Raw genomic sequence first — 23,174 nt, forward strand, 5'->3', positions numbered from 1 at the left:
GAACGCGGCGCTTGCGCCGCGTGCCGCTTAAGATTTCTGGCCTGCGGCCTTGTCCTGCTGCGCAGGTTCGGCCGGCTTGGCGCCAGGCTGCGGGGCGGATTCCGCTGGCTTGGCACCCGGTTGCGCGGGCGCCTGGCCGCCCGGGGCGGGCGTGCCGTTCTTCCATTCGCTGGCCTGAACCGGAGCGCCCGGGCGAACCTTCTGGAATCCTTCCACCACGACCACGTCGCCGGCCTTCAGGCCGCTGGTGACGATCCAGTTGCTCTTGAGGGCGCCGCCGGTGGTGACCGGAATCTGCTCGATCTTGTTGTCCTTGACCAGCATCAGGCTTTGCAGGCCGTCCGCGGTACGCTGCAGCGCTTGCTGCGGCACCATCAGGGCCTTGTCGTCCACGCCCTGCTCGAGGCGCACGCGCACGTACATGCCGGGCAGCAGGATGCCATCGGGGTTGGGGACTTCGGCGCGCAGGTTCACCTGGCCCGTGGTCGGATCCACGGTGATGCCGGTGAACAGCAGCTTGCCCGGCTGGCCGTATTCGGAGCCGTCTTCCAGCACGATGGTGGCGCGCGCCGTATCCTTGCCGACCTGTTGCAGTTGGCCGCTGGCGAAGGCGCGGCGCAAGGATGCGAGTTCCGCGGTGGACTGGGTGAAGTCGACGTAGATCGGATCCAGCTGCTGCACCGTGGCCATCTGCGTGGCCGAAGTGGCCTCGACCAGCGCGCCTTCGGTGACCAGCGGCTTGCCGATGCGGCCGGTAATGGGCGAGGTGACGTCGGTGTAGCCGAGGTTGATGGCGGCATTGTCCTGCGCCGCCTTGGCGGCGGCGACGGAGGCGTCGGCCTGGCGGTACGAAGCCACGGCGTTGTCGTATTCCTGCTTGCTGACGGCGTTGGCCTTGACCAGCGGGGCGTAACGGTCGGCCAGCAGCTTGGCGCTGAACAGGTTGGCCTGCGCCTGCTTGAGCTGCGCCGTCGCCTGATCGTAGGCAGCCTTGTAGGGCGCCGGATCGATCTTGAAGAGCAGTTGGTTTTCCTTGACGTCGCCGCCTTGCTCGAAGGCGATCTTCTGGACGATGCCGGTGACCCGCGAACGGATCTGCGCATCCCGGACGGCGTCGACGCGGCCGGGCAATTCGGACACGATGGGCGCGCGCTGCGGCTGGATCGTAATGACGCTGACCTGGGGCATGCCTGGATTCATGTGCGGCTTTTCGCCGCAACCAGCCAATATCAGTGCGAGGACCCCGCCGGAAAAAGCCAGCCCTGAAACACGTTTAGGCGAAAACCGCATTGAAACCCCCGCGTAGCGTAATTAACCGTAATCGCGTCATGTAATCGCAGTATTTAAGCGCGGCATTGGCCACGTTAAATAAGAAGCATGCGTCATCAAGGCACGTAATCAGCCCAGTAATGTAACTCAGTTATTGGGGAAATCACTGATTTTTAGTGCTTCAAATGCCACGCGCGCGGGGATTTCATACAACAGATCAGCTCTCGGAAAGCTCCCGCAACTTGCCCAGGAACACATAGCCCATGCCGTGCACGGTATGCAGCGGCAGCCTGGCGCCGGCCAGCAGGACCTTGCCGCGCAGGCGGCAGATCGCCACATTCAGTGTGCGCATGGTGGTGCGTTTGCGCACCGCCATGAATTCATCGCGCCGCAATTCCCTGGCGGGATTGCCCGCCAGGCAAAGCAGGCAGGTACGCTCCAGGGCTGTCAGGCCGATGCGGGCTCCATGGGGCGTAAGCAGTGTCCAGCCCTGGTAGACCAGGGACCACCAGCCGTCCATGGCGTAAGAAGTGTCGGCCGCGCGGGCGGGCGCGACCTGTGCAAGGCGAGCGGGGGCATTCACGACGGATCTCCACCAGGAAGGCCCGCGCCGCACGGGGTGGCGGCCGGTTCCCGGAACAAGGTTGCAATTGGCCCCGAAAGCCTACCGCTGGAACCCGTGGGCGTTGAAATTGCAAGGCATCTATAAGACCAATCCGGCAGGAAATCCGTCCGGACTTTGTCCAGATGTGCCGCACTCGCCCCCCCTGCCCGCCAGCTCAGGTGCGCTTGCCGTTGCGATGGATATCGTGAGTGACGAAACAACTGTCCTGGGTCGGACGGGCCAGGATCCCGGGCTTGGCGAGCGTCGCGCGGATGTCGGCCAGGCCCGACTCCCAGTGCTCGCGCATGGCCTCGGTGCCGAATTCGTAGTCCTTGGAAAAGCGCTCGCGGTGCTTGGACTCGTAGATGAGGTTGATGATGTTGGTGGCCGGCGTATGGGACAGCTTGCGGATCTCGGCGAACTCCGCCGCGTTGCGCTCGGCCGCCGGCAGCTTCGCCAGCAGGCGTTGCAGGCCGTGGCGCAGCTTGAGCACGCGCCGCAGCTGGTCCGTGACCAGGCGGGTGCGGCTGGAGTACTGGATATCCTTCTGGCGCTCGGCCACTTCCTCCAGGTTGCTCGGCAGACCGCCGCGCGCGGGCCACAGATCGACCTGGAACGCCAGCGTGTCCCGCATGCTGTCGGTGGTCAGCACTTGTGCCAGCGGCGTGTTGGACACGACGCCGCCGTCCCAATAGTGTTCGCCGTCGATCTCGACGGAAGGGAAGCCTGGCGGCAAGGCGCCCGAGGCCATGATGTGCTCGGGCCGCAGCGTGTCCTTCAGGCTGTCGAAGTAGGCGAAGTTGCCGGTCCGCACGTTGACCACGCCAAAGCTGGCGCGCACGGCCCCGCTATTGAGCAGGTCGAAGTCCACGAACTCCCGCAAGGTCGCAGCCAGCGGCGTGGTGTCGTAGAAGCTGGTGGACGCCGCGCCCCTGCCATGCACCAGGTAGGGCGGCGGAAAACGCGGTTTGAAGAAGCCTGGCTGGCCCGAGAACAAGGCCTGGAAGGCTGACACATGCCCGTTCATGACCGGCGAACCAAAGCCGAACGGCAAGCCTTCGAACATGGGACCGAGCGTCTCGCCCCAGGGTACCGAAGCGAAACCCGCCGGCCGGCAGATGGCTTCCCAGAAGCCGCGCAGGCGCTCCACGCGCTCGTCCTCGGGCGACCCCGCGATGATGGCCGCGTTGATCGACCCGATGGAAATGCCGGAAATCCAGTTGGGCCGGATACCCGCTTCGTGCAGCCCCTGGTACACCCCGGCCTGGTAGGCCCCCAGCGCCCCGCCGCCTTGCAGCACCAGGGCGACGACTTCATAGGGCGGCGTATCGCCGGTGTCTTGCTTCGGAGCCTTGCGGCGAGTACTCATGCGGCTTCCTCTAGGCAGGGCCGGCGGACCGCCCTACTTGCTTTTGTCCGGCAACTGCGGCGCAGCCACGCCGGCGCGGAACGGATACTTGGAGAAGATCTGCGCTACCACCTTGTCCGTGTTCTCGGGCGAGGCGCTGGCATCGGGCTGGACCTCGCCCACCGCCACGCCTTCCCACACCAGCTGCCTGCGGCGCGCGTCGACGAGGTCGATGTTCAAGGTGCCCTCAGTATATTGGTAGACGTCATCGCCCCAGCCGTAGCCGGGCCAGCCGCCATAGAAGCCGGCGCGATAGCCGTAGTACGGACCCATGGGCGGCGCGGCCGGAGTGACCTGCACCTTCTGCTGCAGCTTGGCGCTGAAGTTGACCAGCAGGTCGGGATTTGCTGCGCTATAGGTATAGCCGCGCATTTCCATCTGGCCGCGCGTGGCGTTCTTCAGGCGCTCGGTCAGCAAGGTGCTGTAGCCGGCCTTGTCGGTGCCCAACGGCGTCATGTACCCGAAGGTTCGGTACTGCGCGAAATTTGCCTGATGATCGTAGTCGCTCTTGACGTCAGGGCCAGTGGCGCAGGCCGCCAACAACGCCGTCATGGAACCCGCAGCCAGCAATTTGAACGCTTTCATGTCGTTTTCTCCGTGAGCCCGATGCCTGAACATAGTGCCGCGAAGCCTGCAAAATTTCAACAGAATCTCATTCGCATCGCGTCCGCCGTGAACCACGGGCACAGCCCCCGTCCATTACACTTTCAGCTATCCCATACCCTGACCACGGCACGACAAAGATGTTGGAACTCGACGGCTCGATTTGGTTTCGCTCCGGCGCCCAGACCTGGGGCGGAAAAAACCGCATAGACCTGCTGGCGCAGATCGACGCCACGGGATCCATCACGGCCGCCGCGCGCGCCGTGGGCATGAGCTACAAGGGCGCATGGGACGCCATCGACGCCATGAACAATCTGGCGGGCGAGCCTTTGGTGATCAGGGCCGCCGGCGGCAAGGGCGGCGGCGGCACGCGCCTGACGGACCGCGCGCGCGGCCTGATCGGCACCTTCCGCGCCCTGGAAGCCGAACACCGCAAGTTCATGGAAAACCTGACCCGCGCTGGCGTGAACGCCAGTGGCGACATCGATCTCATGAGGCGTTTCATGCTCAAGACCAGCGCACGCAACAAACTGCTAGGCACCGTCATCCAGATCCGCGCCGGCGCCGTCAATGACGAAATCGTGCTGCGCATCGCGGGGGGCCTGACCATCACGGCCACCATCACCCGTGAAAGCACGCAGGAATTGGGGCTGGCGACCGGCAAGGAAGCCATCGCGCTGATCAAGGCGTCGTCCGTCATCGTGGGCGCGCCCGGCCCCGGCCTGCGCCTGTCGGCGCGTAATCAGCTGCCAGGCAAGATCACGGCATTGCGCCCGGGCGCCGTCAATAGCGAGATCCTGATCGGACTGGACGGCGGCATGACGCTGGCGGCCATCGTCACCAATGAAAGCGCGCAGGACCTGGGATTGGACGCAGGCGCCGACGCGGTGGCGATCTTCAAGGCTTCCAGCGTGATTCTGGGCGTGCTGGACTGAGCCGATCAGACGCCCACGTCTTCATCGTGGCGTCGCACCCTGCCCTCGCGCACTTCGAACACCTCGTCGGCCAGCGCATCCACATCCGCCGGGTCGTGCGTGATCAGCAGCATCGGCACGTCCAGCTGGCGCTGCAAGGCATTCAGTTCCAGCCGCATCTTGCCGCGCAACTGCGAATCCAGCGCTGAAAAGGGCTCGTCCAGCAGCAGGATGTCGGGCCGCAGCATGAGGGCTCGAGCCAACGCCACCCGCTGCTTCTGGCCGCCGGATATCTCGCTGGGATAGCTGCCCACGATGGAACCCAGCTCGAACGCGTCCACCCAGCGCTGCGCCTCGGGCCCGACCTCGCGCCGGGGCGGGTTGCGCCAGCCGCGGCGCAGCCCGAAAGCGATGTTCTGCGCCACTGTCAGGTGGGGAAACAGGGCGTAGTCCTGGAACAGGTAGGCCACCCGGCGCGATTGCGCCGGCAGGTTGACGCCGGCGTCCGTGTCGAACAGCACGCGGCCGTTGATCTCGATGCGGCCCGCGTCAGGGCGCAGCAGGCCCGCCACCGCGCGCAGGGTCAGGCTCTTGCCCGCGCCCGAGGGGCCGAACAGCGCTATACGCTTGGCTGACGAATCGAATGCGACGTCCAGCGCGAAGCGCCGGTCGCCGGACACCATCTGCTTGCGCACCTGGATGCTGACGCTCATAGCGCGCTCCCGTTGCGCCGGCCGCTGCTGACGGGCACCAGCTTGCCGGCCAGCAGCAGGACCACCACGCAGGTCACCGAGGTGACCAGCACCAGCATGTTGGCCGTGGCGTCGTCGCCCGCCTGCACCGCCTCGTAGATGGCGACCGACAGAGTCTGTGTACGACCCGGCAGGTTGCCGGCGATCATCAGCGTGGCGCCGAATTCGCCCAGCGCCCGCGCGAAGGCCAGCAGCACCCCGGCGGCGATGCCGCGCGCGGCCAGCGGCAAGGTGACGCGGAAGAAGACCCCCGCTTCGCACACGCCCAACACGCGCGCCGCGCTTTCCAGTTGGCTATCAACGTTCTCGAAGGCGGCCCGGGCGGATTTGAACACCAGCGGAAAAGCCACCACCGAAGCCGCGATCACCGCGCCCTGCCAGGTGAAGACCAGTTCGATGCCCCAGCCCGCCAGCGTCTCGCCGATGATGCCGCGGCGCCCCAGCAGCACCAGCAGGTAGTAGCCGAGCACCGTGGGCGGCAACACCAGCGGCAAGGTCAACAGCGCGTCCAGCAGGTCGCGCCCCGGCCAGCGCCAGCGCGACAGGCCATAAGCCGCGGCGGTGCCCGCCACGGTCGCCAACAGCGTTGCCCAGCCCGCCACTTTCAGGGAAAGCAGCAGGGGCACCCAAACCGGATCACTCATCAATGCCTACGATTCAACGGATATCAGGGCTTCTGGAAGCCGTAGCGCGACAGTATCGCCTGACCTGCGGGAGACAGCACATAGGCAACGAAGCTTTCGGCTTCCTTGGCAGCGGCTTCACGGGTGGTGACGGCGATGGGATAAGTGACCGGCGTCTGCGAAGGCACGCGTACCGCGACCTTGACCTTGTCCGCCATGATGGCCGCGTCGGTCGCGAACACGAAGCCCGCATCGACCTCGCCGCGAGCCACGTAGTCCAGGCTCTGGCGCACGTTCTGGGCCAGCACGCTCTTGGCCTGCACCGCGCTCCAGAGGCCGGCCGTCTCCAGCGCGCCCTGCGTGTAGCGGCCCACCGGCACCGATGCCGGGTTGCCATAGGCGATGCGCTTGATGTCGTCGCGGGTCAGGTCCTTGAGCGCGGTGATGTTGGCCTTGCTGTCCGTCGGGACGATCAGCACCACCTGATTGGCGGCAAAGTCCACGCGGGAGGCCGGCTTGACGGCCTTTTCCTCGACCGCCTTGTCCATGGCCTTCTGGTCCGCCGAGGCGAACACATCGGCCGGCGCGCCCTTGACGATCTGCTGCAGCAGCACGTCGGACGCGCCGAAGTTCAGGATGACCTTGGTGCCGGCATGCTCTTTTTCGTAGCCTTGCGCGACTTCCTTGAAGGCGTTGGTCAGGCTGGCGGCGGCCGACACCACCAGGTCGCCGGCAGCGGCGTTGGCGCTCCATGCGGCGGCCAGCGCCAAGGACAGCGCCACGATCGGACGTTTGCGGAACATGTTCTTCTCCCGGGGAAATCGCTAAGTCGGTAACGAAATATATATAGGTATATAACGCTCGTCAATTTGGCTGCCCAGGGAGCATTGAGCAATATCAAGGAGTGGCGGGCGCGGGCTTCAGCCGCGCGCCACCGTGGTCGCGTGCACCGCCTCGGGCGCCAGCCGCGCCTGCAGGTGCTCCAGCGCCAGCTCGGGCCGCGCCGCGCCGCACATGAAGATGTCCAGCGCCGCGAACGCATGCTCGGGCCAGGTGTGGATGCTGATGTGGGATTCGCTCAGCAGGACCACGCCGGTCACGCCCGCGCCCTCGCCGAAATGATGGAAGTGCGCGCTCAGCACGTGCGCGCCCGCCGCCTGCGCCGCGGCGATCAGGTCGCGTTCCAGCGCTTGCGCGTCTGTCAGGCGATCCGCCGGCACGCCGCGGAAATCCGCCAGCACGTGGCGGCCGGGTGTGGCGTGCGGGGTCACTTGTGGGACCCGCCCGAGGACCAGCCCGATCCGCCCGAAGAACTGCTGCCCCAGCTGCTGCCGGAGCCGCCGCTGGACATGCGCGCACCGGGGGTGTTAAAGCCGGTGGCGAAAATCACCACCACGATGGCGTAGACGGTGTAAAAGAGCTTGCCCATCCTGTTATTCGTCCTTGCCAGATAATTTGTCCGCCACCGCCGCCGGAATCCACAGGAACGCCGCGCCGATCAGGATCGGAACGATGCCGCCACTGAAAATGGTGTCGATATTCAGGAAGGCCAGCACGATCATGGCCGTCCAGGCGAACTTGCGATAGCCCCCGGGCTTGCCGCTGAGCGGCATGGCCTTCTGCTTGGCAAGTTCGGGATCGCCGAACCATTCAGCCAACTGCGCCGGCGCCACCGGCCCCGAGGCGGACCAGCCCAATTCGGACTCGCTCAGTTCGCGGGTCAGCTTGAGGTTGCCGGCCTTGTAATCCGTGATCTTGGTGCTGTCGCCGACCTTGACGCGCCAGTTGAAGGCGCCCAGGGCCAGTTCCACGCGCGAGGTGTAGTCGTACAGCTTCTGATAAAGCTTGGAGCGCCAGCGCACGCTGCTGGCGTTGTTGTGGCTGGGCCAGGTGTCGCATACCTGCACCCGCTCCCAGCCCTCGTCGGTTTCCACCAGCCAGATGAAACCCTTTGCGGGATTGAACAGCAGGTATTCGATCCAGTCGGACGGTTCCTCGGGATCCGGATCGGCGCACTTCATCAGGCCGATGAGCGTATAGGACGCGCCATCGATCTTGGCCACCGCGCCCAGCGACAAGGTGGTCTTGATGGCTTTGACCTTGCGGGCCTTTTCGATGACCTCGGCCGTGGGCCCCGAGCAGTCGACCGCGGCGGCGCACGAGGGGCAGACCACTTGCGTGGCCATGGCGGCCACGAAGCTTATCGGGCCGCCGCAGTTGGGGCAGTCCAGCGCCTTGATCTGGCCGCGGAAACGGCCGGCGGTCTCCTCGACCTGCTCGTTGGTCCGCAGCGATGCCGCCTGCATCGCGGACAGGTCGAATGCCTTGCCGATGTACAGCTCGGGCTCGGGCCCGTCGGAAAAGTCCAGCGTCAGGAACGCGTCCAGGCAGCGGTAGTCGGCCACCTTGGCCAGCCAACCTTCGCCCGGCACGAAGGGCAACTCGCCTTGCGTGCCGCCCGCCTGGCAGGCGCGCACGTCGGCGGCCGTGAAGCGCTGGCCGTCCAGCTTCAGTTCATCGCCGGGCGCGATGTCGTCGAACGCCGGCATGCCCTGCGTAGACTTGACCTTGCGCCGCCGGGTCACGGCGTACTGGCCCGACGCGTCCGACAGCCAGCCGTCGGAACCGTCCTCGAACCACAGGTACCACTCGTTCCAGAAGCCGTCGTCGTAGCGCAGCTGGACGCGGCCGATCAGGTCGAAGCGCTTGCCTTCATAAGTGCCGGCCGCGCCCAGGCACAAGGGCGAGTAGTCCTCCAGGACCTCGGCCGCCTCGCCGATGCGCTTGACCGACTCGGCGTCCTTCAGCAAGGTGCTGCGGCAGGCGCCGCAGACCGCCATGACCGATGCCGCGGACGTGAACTTGACTGGGGCGCCGCACTGCGGACACAGAACCTGCTGCATGGAGCCTTAGCTGGTGAGTTTCTTCAGCACTTCGGCCTTGGCCGAATCGTAGTCCGCGGCCGTGATCAGGCCCTTGTCCAGCAGATCCTTGAGCTGCTGCAGCCGTTGCGCCGGATCCGCGCCCGCGGCGGCGGGCGCCTGCTGGGCGGGCTGCGGCGCGGCCTGCGGCTGCCCCTGGGCGCCTGCCAGCCCTGCGGCCATGGTCTGGCCCAGCGCCGCGCCGGCCGCCAGGCCCGCGCCGATGCCGGCGATGCCGCCTTCGTTCTGCGCGGCCATCGGTATGGCCGTGGCGGTCTGGTACTGGGTGAACTTGCCCAGGTCGCCGGCCATGCCCATGGAGATCCGCGTGTCCAGCGCCTTCTGCAGCTCTTCCGGCAGCGACACGTTCTCGACCGTGAAGTTGTCCAGCTTGACGCCGTAGCGGTCGAACACCGGCGCCAGCTGTTCAGCGATGCTTTGCGACATCAGCCCCTGGTTGCCGGCCATGTCCAGGAACGGCACCTTGGAGCCGCCCAGCGCCGTCGTCATCGCCGCGACCACCATGTTGCGCAGTTGCGCTTCCAGGTCGTCGACGGTGTATTCGTCGCGCGTGCCGCTGATCTCGCGGTAGAACTTGGCGGGATCGGAGATCTGATAGGAATACACGCCGAAAGCGCGCAGCCGCACCATGCCGAATTCGCTGTCGCGCAGCGTCACCGGCTGCGCCGTGCCCCAGCGCCGGCCCAGTTGCAGGCGCGTGCTGAAGAAGATCACATCCGACTTGAAGGGAGACTCGAACAGCTTGTCCCAGTTCTTCAGGTAGGTCAGGATCGGCAGCGTCTGCGTGGTCAGCTTGTACATGCCGGGGCCGAACACGTCGGCCACCTTGCCTTCGTTGACGAACACCGCCATCTGCGATTCGCGCACGGTCAGGCTGGCGCCGTACTGGATTTCGAAATCCTGCATGGGATGACGCCAGGCGAGCACGCCGTCGCGGTCCTCGTTCCATTGCAGGATGTCGATGAACTGCTTGCGGATGAATGAACCGAGACTCATGAGTCGTTCTCCTGTCAGATCGAGTGCGGCGCGCGGCCGCGTCAGGTCAGGCTGGCGGCGTTGACGATGCCCGCGGCGATGGAAATCGAGCCGATCAGCCCGCCCATGGCGATGTTATTTTCTTCGATGGCCTCGTTCATGCCGCGCACGGTCTGGGATACGCCCACGTACACGACCAGCTGCACCAGCATGGCCACCAGGCCCCACAGCAGGAACATGGCATAGCTGGCATGGATCGCGATGCTGGAGCACAAGGTGAAGCTGAAGCCGACCAGCGCGCCGCCATACGACAGCGCGGCGGCGATATTGCCTTCGCGGATCAGCTCGAACTCCTTGTAGCGCGTGACGGCCGTGTAGACCAAGGTGAAGACACCCAGCATGGCAAGCGCAGATGCCATGTAGATAAGATAGGTCACCACCGGATGCATTGCTTCTCCCATTGCCGCCCTCCTAATTGCGCGCAGTATATACGGCGCGTTCGATATACTGCGAACGCATTTTTCGTGTCGGACACCTCATGCGCGACCGCGTTCTCATCCTTTCGGTATTGATCGTCGCCTCCTGCGGTTTGGGCTATGAGCTCATCAGCAGCGCGCTGGCCAGCTATTTGCTGGGGGATTCGATACTGCAGTTCTCTTCCGTCATCGGCTGCTATCTCTTCGCCATGGGCATAGGTTCGTGGTTGTCAAAATATGTAAGAGACGAAGACGTTTTGAATCGCTTCATCGACGTGGAGCTGCTGGTCGCCCTGTTGGGCGGCGTCTCCGCCGCGGTGCTGTTCCTGGTCTTCGCCTGGCTTTCCGCGCCCTTCCGCGCCGCCCTGTATGTCGGCGTCTTCGTCATCGGCCTGATGGTCGGGATGGAGATTCCGCTGGTGATGCGAGTGTTCAATCAGCGCAAGGCCGAGTTCCGCGAAATCGTCAGCCGCGTGCTGACCTTCGACTACCTGGGCGCGCTGGCCGTGTCGCTGGTGTTTCCCCTGCTGCTCGCGCCCAAGCTCGGATTGCTGCGCACCAGTTTCCTGTTCGGCATCATGAACGCCAGCGTGGCGCTGTGGACCACCTGGCTGTTCCGCGCGGAACTGCGCAGGCCCGGCGAAAAAGCCATCCGCGCTGGGGTGGTGATCGGGTTCCTGGGGATGGGCTTCATCTATTCCGGCAGCATGACGGCCTGGGCCGAGAAAGGCCTGTACGGCGACGACGTGGTGCACGCGGAAACCACGCAGTACCAGCGCCTGGTGGTCACGCGCTGGCACGACGACCTGCGCCTGTACATCAACGGCAACCTGCAGTTCTCGTCGCGCGACGAGCACCGCTATCACGAAGCGCTGGTGCACCCCGGCCTGCAAGCCCTGCCCTGGGCGCGCAATGTGCTGGTGCTGGGCGGCGGCGACGGCCTGGCGGTGCGCGAAATCCTCAAGTACAAGAATATCGAACATGTGACGTTGGTGGATCTGGATCCGGCCATGACCGGCCTGTTCTCCCGCTCCGAACCGCTGGTCAAGCTGAACCAGGGGTCGCTGAAGGATCCCCGGGTCACGGTGATCAATGACGACGCCGGCCGCTGGCTGGAAACCCACGCCGAGGTCTATGACTACATCGTGGTGGATTTTCCGGACCCGTCCAACTTCGGCCTGGGCCGCCTCTACTCGGTCCCGGTCTATCACCTGATGGCGCGCCACCTGGCCGAGAACGGCTATATGGTGGTGCAGTCCACCTCGCCCTACTTCGCGCCGCGCTCATTCTGGAGCGTGGACGCCACCTTGAAGGAAGCCGGCCTGAACACCTGGCCGTACCATACCTACGTGCCGTCCTTTGGCGACTGGGGCTTCATTCTGGCCAGCAAGCGCCGCGACTACGAGCCGCCCACCACGATTACCGTGCCCACGCGCTACCTGGACCCGGTCACGACGCGCGAACTGTTCCACTTCCCCGCCGACATGCCCGCGCTGGCGATGCCTCCGAACCGTCTGAACGAGCAATCGCTCGTGCGCTATTTCGACGAGGACTGGCGCAAGGTCATCCGCTGATGCGGCGGCGCAGCTTCCTCTTGGGCGCGGCCACGGCCGCCGTCGCCGGCACCGCCGGGTACTACCGTTCGCGCATCGTCGAGACCACGCCGGAAATCCATTACCCGGGCATGCAGGCAGGCCATGCCTTGCGCGACGCAGCGGCCTGGCCGCAGCCCTCCGCCAGCCGCCAGCGCGACGTCGTGATCCTGGGCTCGGGCGTGGCAGGCCTGTCCTGCGCCTGGAAGCTGGCGCGCGAAGGGCACACGGATTTCCTGGTGGTGCAGGGCCCCGAACTCGAAGGCAACGCGGCCGCCGGCCAGCGCGACGGCCTGGACTACCCCTTGGGCGCGCACTACCTGCCGCTGCCCTCGATGGCCTCCACGCACATACGCGAAATGCTGGCCGATTTCGGCATCATCGAGCGCGGCGCAAGTACCCCCCGCCCCTACTACGACGAGACCGCGCTGGTGCACTCGCCCCAGGAGCGCCTGCTGCGCGGCGGCCATTGGGAAGAGAACCTGCTGCCCATGAGCGGGCTGCCGGAAGCGGACCTGGCGCAGCACCGCAAATTTCTTGCGCTGATCGATCGTCTGCACACGCAGACCGGCAACGACGGCCGCAAGGTCTTCAGCATTCCGCTCACGCTGTCGTCGCAGGACCCGGCCTGGCGCGCGCTGGACGCGGTTACGTTCAAGCAATGGCTGGACCGCGAGGGCTATACCTCGCCCGCGCTGCACTGGTACCTGAACTATTGCTGCCGCGACGACTACGGCGCACAGTACGACGCGATTTCGGCCTGGGCGGGCCTGCACTACTTTGCCAGCCGCGACGGCCATGCCGAAAATGCCGGCGAAGGCGCGGTGCTGACCTGGCCTGGAGGCCTGTCGACGTTGATGCAGCGCATGCGCGACGCCATCACGAACAAGCTCGGCCATGCCGACTGGCTGGCCGCCGGCACGGCGGTCCGGGTACAGGAGACGCCTGCTGGCGCGCTGGTCACCTGCCTCGCCTCGTCTTCCAGCGCCTACACGGTGCAGGCGCGCCGCGCCGTGTGCGCGATGCCCTTGTTCGTGGCCCAGCGCATCCTGCCCGACATCCGCTCCTATGGCTACGATCCGGCGGTGCACGCGCCGCCGCACGCGCCCTGGATGGTGTCGAACTTCGTCATGGAAGGCTATCCGGCCGAAGCCCCGGGCGAACCGCTGTCCTGGGACAACGTCGTCTACCAGGGCAAGGCGCTGGGCTATGTCGTCTCCACGCACCAGCTGCTGCGCGTGGCCCGCACGCCGCGCTGCGTCTTCACGGCGTATCACGCGCTCAGCGGACAGACGCCCCAGGCCGCGCGCGAGTGGCTGACCCGCGCCAGTCCGGAAGAACTGCGGGCCGAGGCCGCGTCCGACCTGGTCGCGGCCTACGGCAAGGAGTTCTGGCGCCATGCGCGCCAGCTGGAAATCACGGTGCGCGGCCACGCCATGGCCTCGCCGCTATGCGGCTACCTGTCCAATCGGGGATTGGCCGCGCTGCGCGACGTGGACGGTCCGGTGCTGTTCGCGCACTCAGACCTTTCAGGCTATTCCGTATTCGAGGAGGCCTCGTGGTGGGGCGTGGCCGCGGCAGGACGGATCATGGGCCAGAAGCCGCCGCAGGCCTGAAGTTCGCGCGCCGCATTTTCTCCGGCCGCCTGCAATACAATTCCGCGAGCTTGCCGGGCATCACGGCACCTCCTGACCGGACTCAGATAAAAAGACATGGGAAAGCACGTCGTTGTCCTAGGCGCGGGTATCGTGGGCGTCTGCTGCGCCCTGGAACTGCAGCGCCGCGGCCTGTCCGTCACGCTGGTGGACCGGCAGGAGCCGGGCCTGGAAACCTCGCTGGGCAACGCCGGCGTGATCGCGCGCAGTTCGCTGATGCCGTTCAACCACCCCGGCTTGTGGCCGCAGTTGCCGCGGCTGCTGAAGAACGACACCGTGCAGTTCCGCTACAAGCTGAGCTATCTGGCGCGGAACCTGGGCTGGGCCGCCCGCTTCCTGCTCAACGCCCGGCCGGCGGTGTTCAGGCAGACCGTGGAGGCGCTGGATGGCCTGATCCGGCTTTCGGCGCCCGAGCATCTGCGGCTGCTGAACGAATCGGGCGCGGCGCACCGGCTGCGCGATACGGGTTGGGTTTTCCTGTACCGCTCGGAACAGGGCTGGAACAGCGGCGAACTGTCGCGCAAGACCTTTGCCCAGTACCAGGTGCCGACCCAGGTCTTGCAGCCCGCGGAACTCGCGGAGATCGAACCCGCGCTTGCGCCCATCTTCCACCGCGCCCTGTGGATCCAGGGCTCCTACTCTGTCGATGACCCGCACGAAGTGGTCGCGGCCTATGCCGCCCTGTTCCGGCGCTCGGGCGGCGCGTTCCAACGCCTGACCGCCAGCGCCATCCGCCGCGAGGGCCAGGGCTGGATCGTGCAAGGCGCGCAGGAGTCCGGGTCAGTAGCGGCGGATCGATTGGTGGTGGCGCTGGGTCCCTGGTCGAAGGGCCTGTTGAAAACGGCGGGCATAGACCTGCCCATGGCGTTCGAGCGCGGCTACCACATGCATTACAGCGGCGCAGACGGCGCCAGCCTGACACGCCCGGTCTACGACACCGGCGGCGGCTACGTGCTGTCGCCCATGGCACGCGGGCTGCGCCTGACCACGGGCGTGGAACTGGACGCCTGCGAAGCGCCCGCCCGGCCGCTGCAGCTGGACCTGGCGGAGGCGCGGGCCCGCGAGGCGTTTCCACTGGACCGGCGGCTGGACGCCGAGGCGTGGCTGGGGCGGCGCCCGACGCTGCCCGACAGCCGGCCGATGATAGGCGAAGCGCCGCGCCATCCCGGCCTGTGGCTGGCGCTGGGCCACCAGCACATCGGCTTCAGCACCGCGCCCGGCACGGCCAGGATACTGGGAGAACTGATGTGTGATGGCGGCGCTGCCTCGCGCCACGAGGCCTTCCGGCCGGGTCGGTTCATCTAGGGCGGCGGGAAGCCGCCGGCTGTGGTTCACACAACCGGCGCCTGGCGCTTACCCCAGCAACAGGGCGTCGTCCGAGATCTTCTCGCCGCGCACGCGCTCGAACATGGCCAGCAGATCCGGCACGTCCATGCCGCGGCGCTCGTCGCCCGACACATCCAGCACCACCTGCCCTTGATGCAGCATGACGGTGCGGTCGCCCACGTCCAGCGCCTGGCGCATGCTGTGGGTCACCATCATCGTGGTGAGCTGGCTTTCGGCCACGATGCGCGCGGTCAGCTGCAGCACGAAGTCCGCCGTGCGCGGGTCCAGCGCCGCGGTGTGCTCGTCCAGCAGCAGGATGCGCGAGGGCTGCAAGGCCGCCATCAACAGGCTGACCGCCTGGCGCTGACCGCCAGACAGCAGGCCGATGCGGTCGGTCAGGCGGTTTTCCAGGCCCAGGCCCAGCGTGGCCAGGCGCTCGCGAAAGCCCTCCTTCATGGAGGCCTTGACCGCGCGGCTGTAGCCGCGGCGCGCGCCGCGCATCTGCGCCAGCGCCATGTTCTCTTCGATGGTCAGGTCTTCGCAGGTGCCGGCCATGGGGTCCTGGAACACGCGGGCCACACGGCCCGCCCGCGCCCACACCGGCTGGCGCGTGACGTCGACGCCATTGATGTCGATGCGGCCGGAGTCGACCGGCAGGTCGCCCGACACGGCATTCAGGAAGGTGGACTTGCCGGCGCCATTGGAGCCGATGACGGTCACGAACTGGCCCGAGGGGATCTCCAGCGACAGGCCGCGCAAGGCGCGGGTTTCGATGGGCGTACCCGCGTTGAACGTGATCTTGAGGTCTTTTGCGGACAACATATTTCAGTACTCCATTGTGCAATCGCAGCACACAGGCCACATCAATTCCATACAGCCCGATCGGGGCCGCCGCGGAGCCGGCTTTGCCGGTCCGCGCGCGGCGCCCCCTTGAGGGGGAAGCGCCGCAGGCACTTCGGGGGTGGGCCTCATCCTTTCTTGCCGACCAGGCGGCGCTTGAGCATGGGAATGACCAGGGCAAACGTGACCAGCACCGCAGTGACGAGGTTCAGGTCTTGCGCCTTCAGGCCGATGAAATCGCTGTTCAGCGCCAGGGCGATGAAGAAGCGGTAGACAATGGCGCCGATGATGACGGCCAGCGTGGCCAGCACCAGCTTGCGCGACGGCAGGATGCTTTCGCCCACGATCACCGCGGCCAGGCCGATCACGATGGTGCCGATGCCCATCGAAATGTCCGAACCGCCCTGGGTCTGCGCGAACAGCGCGCCCGCCAGCGCGACCAGCGCGTTGGACAGCGCCATTCCGCCCAGAATCATGCGGCCGGTGTTGACGCCCTGGGCGCGGGCCATGCGGCCGTTGGAACCGGTGGCGCGCACCGCCAGGCCGGTCTGCGTGGCGAAGAACCAGTCCAGCGCCAGTTTGGCCAGGATCACGATCACGATCAGGATCAACGGGCGGGCGACGTAGTCCGACAACCACTCAGGCTGCAGGATGGTGAATACGGTGGGTTCGGTGATCAGCGGGACATTGGGCTTGCCCATGATGCGCAGGTTGACCGAGTACAACGCGATCATCATCAGGATGCTGGCCAGCAGATCCATGATCTTGAGCTTGACGTTCAACCAGCCGGTGACCAGCCCGGCTGCGGCGCCAGCGATGGTGGCGATGACGGTGGCCATGAACGGGTCGGTGCCCGAGGCGATCAGCGTGGCACAGACCGCGCCGCCCAACGGGAAGCTGCCGTCAACGGTCAGGTCCGGGAAGCGCAACAGGCGGAACGAGATATACACGCCCAGAGCCACCAGGCTGAAGATCAGGCCGATCTCCAACGCACCTAACAACGAGAACAATGACATGGGTCAAATCCAATCAGTAAGAAGCGGGCATATTAAAAACTTGCACGAAGGCAAGAAACGAGCATATTAAAGAGTTGCCGCGTCGGATATCTTGCGTTTCGGGGTCAGTTTTACCCCAGCTTTCGCAAGAAACGTTTCCCTGCGAGGGATTTTCTCCGGTTTCCTGCCAAAGCCTTCCCGTGCCGGACGGCCGGGCCGCCAGCATGAGTCTGCAGGACCATTCAGGGAGCAAAAACGCCGGGCGGGCACAACGCCGTAAGGCGGGCCGCCGGCCATTCAAGACCAGCACATTGCGCCGGGCCGCGAGCATCTTGTGAATGCTGCCGCCCTGAAGACCATGGGGTAAGGCAAGACACCAGAACATAAAACAAGCCCCGCTCACGCCGGGTAGGCATGGCGGGGCGGGTACGGCTGATTATTACTTCACAACCACCGCGGCCGACTTGATGATCGCATCGGACAGGGTCACGCCCTGCTTGGCGGCAGCGCCCGGGTTCACGTAGAGCTCGAGCTTGGAGATGGTTTCCGAGGGAATGGCGCCGGGCTTCTCGCCCTTCAGGATGCGCACCACCACCTTGCCCGTCTGCACGCCCAGGTCGCGGTAGTTGATGCCCAGGGCGGCGATGCCGCCGCGCTTGACGCTGTCGGTGTCGGAAGCGATGAGGGGGATCTTGGCGTCGTTGCCGACCTTGACCAGCGACTCATAGGCCGACACGACGTTGTTGTCGGTGTTGGTGTAGATGACGTCGACCTTGCCGATCAGGCTGCGGGCGGCGGAAGCCACGTCCACCGAGCGCGGCGCTGCCGCTTCGACCAGGCTCATGCCAGACTTCGGCAGGATTTCCTGCAGCTTCTTCACGACCACGACCGAGTTGGCCTCGCCCGGGTTGTAGACGATGCCCACGCGCTTGGCGTTAGGGACGATTTTCTTGATCAGTTCGACCTGCTTGTCCAGGGCCAGCAGATCCGACACGCCGGTCACGTTCGTGCCCGAGGCGTCCATGCTGGCGACCAGTTGGGCAGCGACCGGATCGGTCACGGCGGAATACACCACCGGCACGTCCTTGGTAGCGGCGACGACGGCCTGTGCCGACGGCGTGGCGATCGCGACGATGGCGTCGGGCTTGTCGCCGACGAACTTGCGCGCGATCTGGGCGGCGGTGCCGTTGTTGCCCTGGGCGCTCTGGTATTGCCACTTCAGGTTCTTGCCCGGCTCGTAGCCGGCCTGCTTGAGGGCATCCTGCACCCCGTCACGCACGGCGTCCAGCGCCGGATGCTCGACGATGGCGGTGACCGCCACGGATTTCTGCTGCGCGGACACAGGCGCGGCGATAGCCATCGCCAGCGCCATGGCGCCAACCGTCAGAAAATGTTTTTTTCCGATCAGCATAGATAAGCTCCTTGAACCCTTGTTTTTGCTCATTATTACGGCGCCGCTGGCGGCTCCCCGCCGGCCGGACTAGCCATAAAGCCGTATAGTCTAACTTGCCGCCCACCCAAAGCGTTTCGGGGGAATCCCTGAAATGGTGCATGCCGCAACAGCATGCCCCGCAGCGGGGCGCAGCGGCGTCAATATACTGAAAAGCCCGGAATCGCAGCGGCCGGATCCGCAGAAACCGGACTTCTTTCGCGCCGCCAACCGCAGCATCCAGAGGCCTCACCATGATCAAACGCGCATTGGGCCGTTCCGGCCTGCAGATTCCTCCCCTCACCTTCGGCGGCAACGTCTTCGGCTGGACCGTGGACGAAGCCGGCACGTACTCGCTGCTGGACGCGCTGGTGGACGCCGGCCTGAACTTCATCGACACGGCGGACGTGTATTCGCGCTGGGTTCCAGGCAATCAGGGCGGCGAATCCGAGACCCTGATCGGCAAATGGCTGAAGCGCTCCGGCAAGCGCGACCGCGTGCTGATCGCCACCAAGGTCGGCATGGAAATGGGACCCGACGCCAAGGGCCTGGCGCCCGCCTACATCCGCCGTTCGCTGGAAGCCTCGCTGGCCCGGCTGCAGACGGACCACATCGACCTCTACCAGTCGCACCAGGACGACCCCGACACACCGCTGACCGACACCCTGGCCGAATACGCCAAGCACATCGAGTCCGGCAAGGTGCGCGCCATCGGCGCCTCCAACTACACCGCGGTGCGGCTGTCCGAAGCGCTGATCGCGAGCGAACGGCACAGCCTGCCGCGCTACGAGAGCATCCAACCGGAATACAACCTGTACCGCCGCGAACCCTTCGAGTCCGGGTTGCAAAGCCTGGTGAAGACGCAGCAGATGGGCACGATCAACTATTACGCCCTGGCCAGCGGATTCCTCAGCGGCAAGTACCGCAGCCCCGCGGACGCGGGCAAGAGCCCGCGCGGACGCAAGATCGTCGACACCTATCTCAACGACCGCGGCTACCGGATCCTGAAAGCGCTGGACGAAGTGTCCGAGGACGCCGGCTGCACGCCCGCCCAGGCCGCGCTGGCCTGGCAGATCGCGCAACCCGGCATCACCTCGCCCATCGTCAGCGCGACCTCGCTCGAGCAACTGGACGAACTGGTCAAGGCGGCCAGCCTGGCGCTGACGCATGATCAGTTGGCCAAGCTGAGCCAGGCGAGTGAATGGCGGTGAGGGAGGGCGCGCGCCACGTGGCGCACGCCTGACTCGCGGCTCATCAATCCAGCTTCACCCCCGAGTCCTTCACCACCTTGGCCCAACGCCCAACCTCGCTATCGACGAACTTGCCGAACTCGGCGCCGGTCAGGGTGGGCACGGCCGAGCCGTTGCCGGCCCAGGTTTCCTTGATCTTCGGCGCATTCAGGGCCTTGGTGATCTCGGCGCTCATCCGGTCCACCGCTTCCTTGGGCGTGCCAGCGGGCGCCCAGATCGCGTACCAGGTCGACACCACGTAGTTCGGCACGCCGGCCTCGGCGGCGGTGGGCACGTCGGGCAGCGATTGCGAGCGTTCGGTGGCAGCCACGGCCAGGGGCTTGATCGTGCCGGAGCGTATATGGCCGGCGGACGAACCCAGGCCGTCGAACGCCAGGTCCACCTGTCCGCCGATCAGGGCCGACAGCATGGGCCCGGCGCCCTGGTAGGGCACGTCCACCAATTTGATGCCGGTCTGCATGGCGAACAGCTCGCCGGCCAGGTGATGCGTGCTGCCCTTGCCGGCAGTGCCGAAGTTGATTTCTCCGGGACGCTTCTTGGCGTAGTCGATCAATTCCTGCACCGTCTTCACCGGCAGCTTGGACGGATTGATGACGATGACCTGCGGCGGCTGGGCGACCAGCGCGACCGGCACGAAGTCCTTCTGGATGTCGTAGTTCAGGTTCTTGTACAGCGAGGGGGCCAGCGCATGGTGCGCGCCGCCCATGAAGAAGGTGTAGCCGTCAGGCCTGGCCTTGGCCGCGACGCCCGCGCCCACGGTTCCGCCCGCCCCGCCCTTGTTGTCGATGACCACGGGCTGGCCCAGCTGCGTGGTCAGTTGCTGGGCCAGCGGACGGGCAAAGGTGTCCGTGCCGCCGCCTGCGGGGAACGGGACGATCAGCGTGATCGGGCGTTCGGGCCATTGTGCGGCGGCGACGCCGCCAAAGCCCAGGGCGGCCACGGCGAATACGGCCGCGGCGGTGGTGCGATATTTCATATTGTCTCCTCTTGCTGCAGCATGGGGACGGCGCGGTTATGTGCGTCTCGTCTCTTGAAGTTTTTGTATGGAATGGGCTGCTGGGACTTGCGGTTTTTTTGGGGGCGAGCGCTCCTGAAAGATGGCCTGCGCATCACACGCTGGGCCTGAAGAAAACCCGCTCCCCAGATCGGGGAGCGGTCGGCAAGTACGTCAGAGCGCCTTGTAGGTTTCGCGCAGCACGTTCTTCTGCACCTTGCCCATGGTGTTGCGCGGCAGTTCGCCAATGATGTGCACGCGCTTGGGTACCTTGAAATTGGCGATGCGCGATTTCAGCTCGGCCTGCATCGCGTCCGCGTCCAGCGCCGCGCCTTCCTTGGGCACCACCACGGCCACCACGGCCTCGCCGAAGTCTGCGTGCGGCACGCCGATGACCGCCGATTCGGCCACGCCGGGCATGTCGTCGATCAGCGTTTCGATCTCCTTGGGGTACACGTTGAAGCCGCCGGAAATGATCAGGTCCTTGCTGCGGCCCACGATGGACAGGTAGTCGACGGGCACGTCGCGTCCCGCGGACTCGCCGCCCCAGCGGCCCACGTCGCCCGTCTTGAACCAGCCGTCGGCGGTGAATTCCTCGGCGGTCTTTTCCGGCATGCGCCAGTAGCCCGAGAACACGTTCGGCCCGCGCACCTGCACGTTGCCGATCTCGCCCGGCGCCAGCGCGATGCCGGCATCGTCGACCACGCGCACCTGCACTTGCGGCAGAGCGCGGCCCACGGTACCCGCCAGACGTTCGCCCAGCTTGGCGTCATAGGGATTGGAGGTAAGCATGACCGTCTCGCTCATGCCATAGCGTTCCAGGATGGCGTGGCCGCTGCGTTTCTGGAAGTCCGAGAAGGTCTCTGCCAGCAAGGGCGCCGAGCCCGAAATGAAGAGGCGCATGTTGGCGCAGACGCTGCGGTCAAAGCGCGGGTCGGCCAACAGACGCACGTAGTACGTCGGCACGCCCATCATCACGGTGCTCTGCGGCAGGTAGTGCAAGGCCTGGTCGACGTCGAGCTTGGGCAGCCAGATCATCCTGGCCCCTGCCAACAAGGCGCCATGCGAGGCCACGAACAGGCCGTGCACATGGAAGATCGGCAGCATGTGCAGCAGCACGTCGTCCGGGCGCCAACCCCAATAGTCGTGCAGCACGCGGGCGTTGGCGGCGAGGTTGCCGTGCGACAGCATCGCGCCCTTGCTGCGCCCGGTGGTGCCGGAGGTGTACAGGATGGCAGCCAGATCGTCGGGCTTGCGCGCGACGGTCTTGAAAGTCTGCGGCAGGCCGCCCGCGGCATCCAGCAGCGTGCCGCTGCGGTCTTCATCCAGCGTGTACACGTGCGCGGTGCCCGCCTTGTCTGCCGCGCGCTGCACCCAGTCCAGGTTCTTGCTGGCGCAGACCACCACGGCCGGCTCGGCATTACCCAGGAAGTACTCGATTTCCGATTCGCGGTAGGCGGTATTCAGCGGAAGGTAGACCAGGCCGGCACGCAAGGTGGCCAGGTACAGCAGCAGCGCTTCGGGCGACTTTTCGACCTGCACCGCCACGCGCGAACCGGCCGGCAGATCCAGCGAGGTCAGCAGATTGGCCAGGCACGCGGTGGCGCGATCGATGTCGTCCCAGGTGTATTGCAAGTCGGGCGTTTCCAGCGCGACTTTGCTGCGGTCTTTGGGAAAGCCGCCTTGCAGGACAGCATATAGATTAGCGTTGCTCACCTTGTCTAGTCTCCGGAAAAGGAAGGGTCCACGCCGGCCAGGAAGGCGCGCACGCCCTCCTTGTGGTCCCGGCTGTCGGCGTACGAGAAATAATCCTGGTATTCGTCTTCGGTCAAGGCGCCGCCGGCGGCGAGCCTGCGCGACAGGCGCTTGTTGATGCGGGCGGCCAGCGGCGCGCCAGCCGCGATGCGCTCGGCGCTGCGTTTGGCCGCGTCGACCACCTGGTCGTCGGGAACGACGCGCGTCAGCAGGCCCAGCTCGCGGGCCTCGGCCGCGCCGAACACGCGGCCTTCCAGTAGGATGGCCAGGGTGGCGGCGCGTCCGACCAAGGCCAGCAGGCCGCTCATTTCGTCCGGCGCCATGGGAAATCCCAGGCGGTTGATCGGCACGCCGAAACGCGCGGATTCGCCCGCGATCCGCAGATCGCACTGGCTGGCGATCTCAAGCCCCCCGCCCACGCATACGCCTTCGATCTGCGCGACGACCGGATGCGGACACAGGGCGACCGCCTGCAAGGCAGGCGCCAGCACCTGGCGGTGGTAGCGCTGCACGCCGGCCATGTCGCCGCGCTGCGCGGGGAACTCGCGAATGTCGGCGCCGGCGGCGAAGTTGCCGCCCTCGCCGCGCACGATCACGCAGCGCACGGTATCGTCCTGCGCAATGCGCGTGAATACGTCCCGCAGTTCATGCCACATGCCCACGGTGATCGCGTTCAGGCGCCCCGGGTGCGATAGCGTCACCCGCGCCAGATCGCCCTCGCGTTCCAGCAGCACGCGGCCGGCCACGTTGTCCGTCATGTCTCCTGCCCTCT

Annotated in this window: 23 protein-coding genes; 5 read left to right on the forward strand and 18 right to left on the reverse strand. The window is 66.0% G+C overall.

All coding sequences use genetic code 11. The features are described 5' to 3' along the window. Positions 1–27: 27 nt before the first annotated feature. The 4 genes from DXK93_RS10115 to DXK93_RS10130 all read right to left on the reverse strand — a co-directional run bounded on the left by DXK93_RS10115 (position 28) and on the right by DXK93_RS10130 (position 3,866). Positions 28–1,290, reverse strand: coding sequence for an efflux RND transporter periplasmic adaptor subunit (locus DXK93_RS10115; protein ID WP_054452892.1), 1,263 nt, complete (start codon positions 1,288–1,290; stop codon positions 28–30). A 196-nt stretch (positions 1,291–1,486) separates the two neighbouring features. Next, complete coding sequence (locus tag DXK93_RS10120; protein WP_054452894.1) at positions 1,487–1,852, reverse strand: winged helix-turn-helix domain-containing protein; 366 nt, start codon at positions 1,850–1,852, stop codon at positions 1,487–1,489. Between the two features lie 196 nt (positions 1,853–2,048). After that, positions 2,049–3,242 (reverse strand): patatin-like phospholipase family protein, encoded by a 1,194-nt coding sequence (locus DXK93_RS10125; protein WP_054452896.1) that lies wholly within the window; start codon positions 3,240–3,242, stop codon positions 2,049–2,051. A gap of 33 nt (positions 3,243–3,275) precedes the next feature. Then, positions 3,276–3,866 (reverse strand): DUF4136 domain-containing protein, encoded by a 591-nt coding sequence (locus tag DXK93_RS10130; RefSeq protein WP_054452898.1) that lies wholly within the window; start codon positions 3,864–3,866, stop codon positions 3,276–3,278. 158 nt (positions 3,867–4,024) lie between these two features. Here DXK93_RS10130 and DXK93_RS10135 point away from each other — a divergent pair, with 158 nt between their 5' ends. Then, a complete protein-coding gene (locus DXK93_RS10135) occupies positions 4,025–4,819 on the forward strand; it encodes a TOBE domain-containing protein (protein WP_054452900.1) in 795 nt (264 codons plus the stop codon). 5 nt (positions 4,820–4,824) lie between these two features. Here the strand turns inward: DXK93_RS10135 and DXK93_RS10140 are convergent, their stop codons facing one another. From DXK93_RS10140 to DXK93_RS10170, 8 genes are all read right to left on the reverse strand, one after another. Then, positions 4,825–5,511, reverse strand: a complete 687-nt coding sequence (locus DXK93_RS10140; RefSeq protein WP_088153547.1) for an ATP-binding cassette domain-containing protein — start codon at positions 5,509–5,511, stop codon at positions 4,825–4,827. Next, entirely contained in the window at positions 5,508–6,194 is a 687-nt protein-coding gene (gene modB, locus DXK93_RS10145) for a molybdate ABC transporter permease subunit (RefSeq protein ID WP_054452904.1), read from the reverse strand. The genes DXK93_RS10140 and modB overlap by 4 nt, the downstream gene beginning before the upstream one ends. 23 nt (positions 6,195–6,217) lie before the next feature. Beyond that, complete coding sequence (gene modA / locus DXK93_RS10150; protein ID WP_119449991.1) at positions 6,218–6,976, reverse strand: molybdate ABC transporter substrate-binding protein; 759 nt, start codon at positions 6,974–6,976, stop codon at positions 6,218–6,220. Positions 6,977–7,093: 117 nt separating this feature from the next. Beyond that, positions 7,094–7,444, reverse strand: a complete 351-nt coding sequence (speD, locus tag DXK93_RS10155) for an adenosylmethionine decarboxylase (protein WP_054452908.1) — start codon at positions 7,442–7,444, stop codon at positions 7,094–7,096. After that, positions 7,441–7,602 carry a hypothetical protein gene (locus tag DXK93_RS32120; RefSeq protein WP_166738458.1) on the reverse strand — a complete coding sequence of 54 codons (162 nt, stop codon included), beginning with the start codon at positions 7,600–7,602 and terminating at the stop codon, positions 7,441–7,443. Before DXK93_RS32120 ends, speD begins: the two co-directional genes overlap by 4 nt. Positions 7,603–7,606: 4 nt before the next feature. After that, a complete protein-coding gene (locus DXK93_RS10160; RefSeq protein ID WP_119449992.1) occupies positions 7,607–9,076 on the reverse strand; it encodes a DUF4178 domain-containing protein in 1,470 nt (489 codons plus the stop codon). 6 nt (positions 9,077–9,082) lie between these two features. Continuing rightward, positions 9,083–10,111: an SPFH domain-containing protein gene (locus tag DXK93_RS10165; RefSeq protein ID WP_054452912.1), complete on the reverse strand. Its 1,029-nt coding sequence runs from the start codon at positions 10,109–10,111 to the stop codon at positions 9,083–9,085. A 41-nt stretch (positions 10,112–10,152) separates the two neighbouring features. Next, positions 10,153–10,539 carry a DUF350 domain-containing protein gene (locus tag DXK93_RS10170; RefSeq protein WP_054452914.1) on the reverse strand — a complete coding sequence of 129 codons (387 nt, stop codon included), beginning with the start codon at positions 10,537–10,539 and terminating at the stop codon, positions 10,153–10,155. A gap of 89 nt (positions 10,540–10,628) precedes the next feature. Between DXK93_RS10170 and DXK93_RS10175 the strand changes: the two genes are divergently transcribed. From DXK93_RS10175 to DXK93_RS10185, 3 genes are all read left to right on the forward strand, one after another. After that, positions 10,629–12,140 (forward strand): polyamine aminopropyltransferase, encoded by a 1,512-nt coding sequence (locus tag DXK93_RS10175; protein WP_054452916.1) that lies wholly within the window; start codon positions 10,629–10,631, stop codon positions 12,138–12,140. Beyond that, positions 12,140–13,774 carry an NAD(P)/FAD-dependent oxidoreductase gene (locus DXK93_RS10180; protein WP_119449993.1) on the forward strand — a complete coding sequence of 545 codons (1,635 nt, stop codon included), beginning with the start codon at positions 12,140–12,142 and terminating at the stop codon, positions 13,772–13,774. The genes DXK93_RS10175 and DXK93_RS10180 overlap by 1 nt, the downstream gene beginning before the upstream one ends. Positions 13,775–13,870: 96 nt before the next feature. After that, the gene (locus DXK93_RS10185) at positions 13,871–15,118 is read left to right on the forward strand and encodes an FAD-binding oxidoreductase (RefSeq protein WP_119449994.1); all 1,248 of its coding nucleotides are present in this window, start codon (positions 13,871–13,873) and stop codon (positions 15,116–15,118) included. 48 nt (positions 15,119–15,166) lie between these two features. Here DXK93_RS10185 and DXK93_RS10190 read toward each other — a convergent pair whose 3' ends face one another. The 3 genes from DXK93_RS10190 to DXK93_RS10200 all read right to left on the reverse strand — a co-directional run bounded on the left by DXK93_RS10190 (position 15,167) and on the right by DXK93_RS10200 (position 18,385). After that, positions 15,167–15,961, reverse strand: a complete 795-nt coding sequence (locus DXK93_RS10190) for an ABC transporter ATP-binding protein (protein WP_013395026.1) — start codon at positions 15,959–15,961, stop codon at positions 15,167–15,169. A 146-nt stretch (positions 15,962–16,107) separates the two neighbouring features. Next, positions 16,108–16,995, reverse strand: coding sequence for an ABC transporter permease (locus DXK93_RS10195; RefSeq protein ID WP_054452922.1), 888 nt, complete (start codon positions 16,993–16,995; stop codon positions 16,108–16,110). 418 nt (positions 16,996–17,413) lie between these two features. Then, positions 17,414–18,385 (reverse strand): ABC transporter substrate-binding protein, encoded by a 972-nt coding sequence (locus DXK93_RS10200; protein WP_054452924.1) that lies wholly within the window; start codon positions 18,383–18,385, stop codon positions 17,414–17,416. A 272-nt stretch (positions 18,386–18,657) separates the two neighbouring features. Between DXK93_RS10200 and DXK93_RS10205 the strand changes: the two genes are divergently transcribed. Continuing rightward, positions 18,658–19,614 carry an aldo/keto reductase gene (locus DXK93_RS10205; RefSeq protein WP_119449995.1) on the forward strand — a complete coding sequence of 319 codons (957 nt, stop codon included), beginning with the start codon at positions 18,658–18,660 and terminating at the stop codon, positions 19,612–19,614. A gap of 43 nt (positions 19,615–19,657) precedes the next feature. Here DXK93_RS10205 and DXK93_RS10210 read toward each other — a convergent pair whose 3' ends face one another. The 3 genes from DXK93_RS10210 to DXK93_RS10220 form a co-directional block, all read right to left on the reverse strand. Continuing rightward, positions 19,658–20,629, reverse strand: coding sequence for a tripartite tricarboxylate transporter substrate binding protein (locus DXK93_RS10210; RefSeq protein ID WP_119449996.1), 972 nt, complete (start codon positions 20,627–20,629; stop codon positions 19,658–19,660). Positions 20,630–20,821: 192 nt separating this feature from the next. Beyond that, entirely contained in the window at positions 20,822–22,363 is a 1,542-nt protein-coding gene (locus tag DXK93_RS10215; protein WP_119449997.1) for a malonyl-CoA synthase, read from the reverse strand. 5 nt (positions 22,364–22,368) lie between these two features. Then, positions 22,369–23,160 (reverse strand): enoyl-CoA hydratase/isomerase family protein, encoded by a 792-nt coding sequence (locus DXK93_RS10220; protein WP_119449998.1) that lies wholly within the window; start codon positions 23,158–23,160, stop codon positions 22,369–22,371. Positions 23,161–23,174 lie beyond the last annotated feature (14 nt).

The sequence above is a fragment of the Achromobacter sp. K91 genome (assembly GCF_003576205.1).
Taxonomy (GTDB): Bacteria; Pseudomonadota; Gammaproteobacteria; order Burkholderiales; family Burkholderiaceae_B; genus Achromobacter; species Achromobacter aegrifaciens.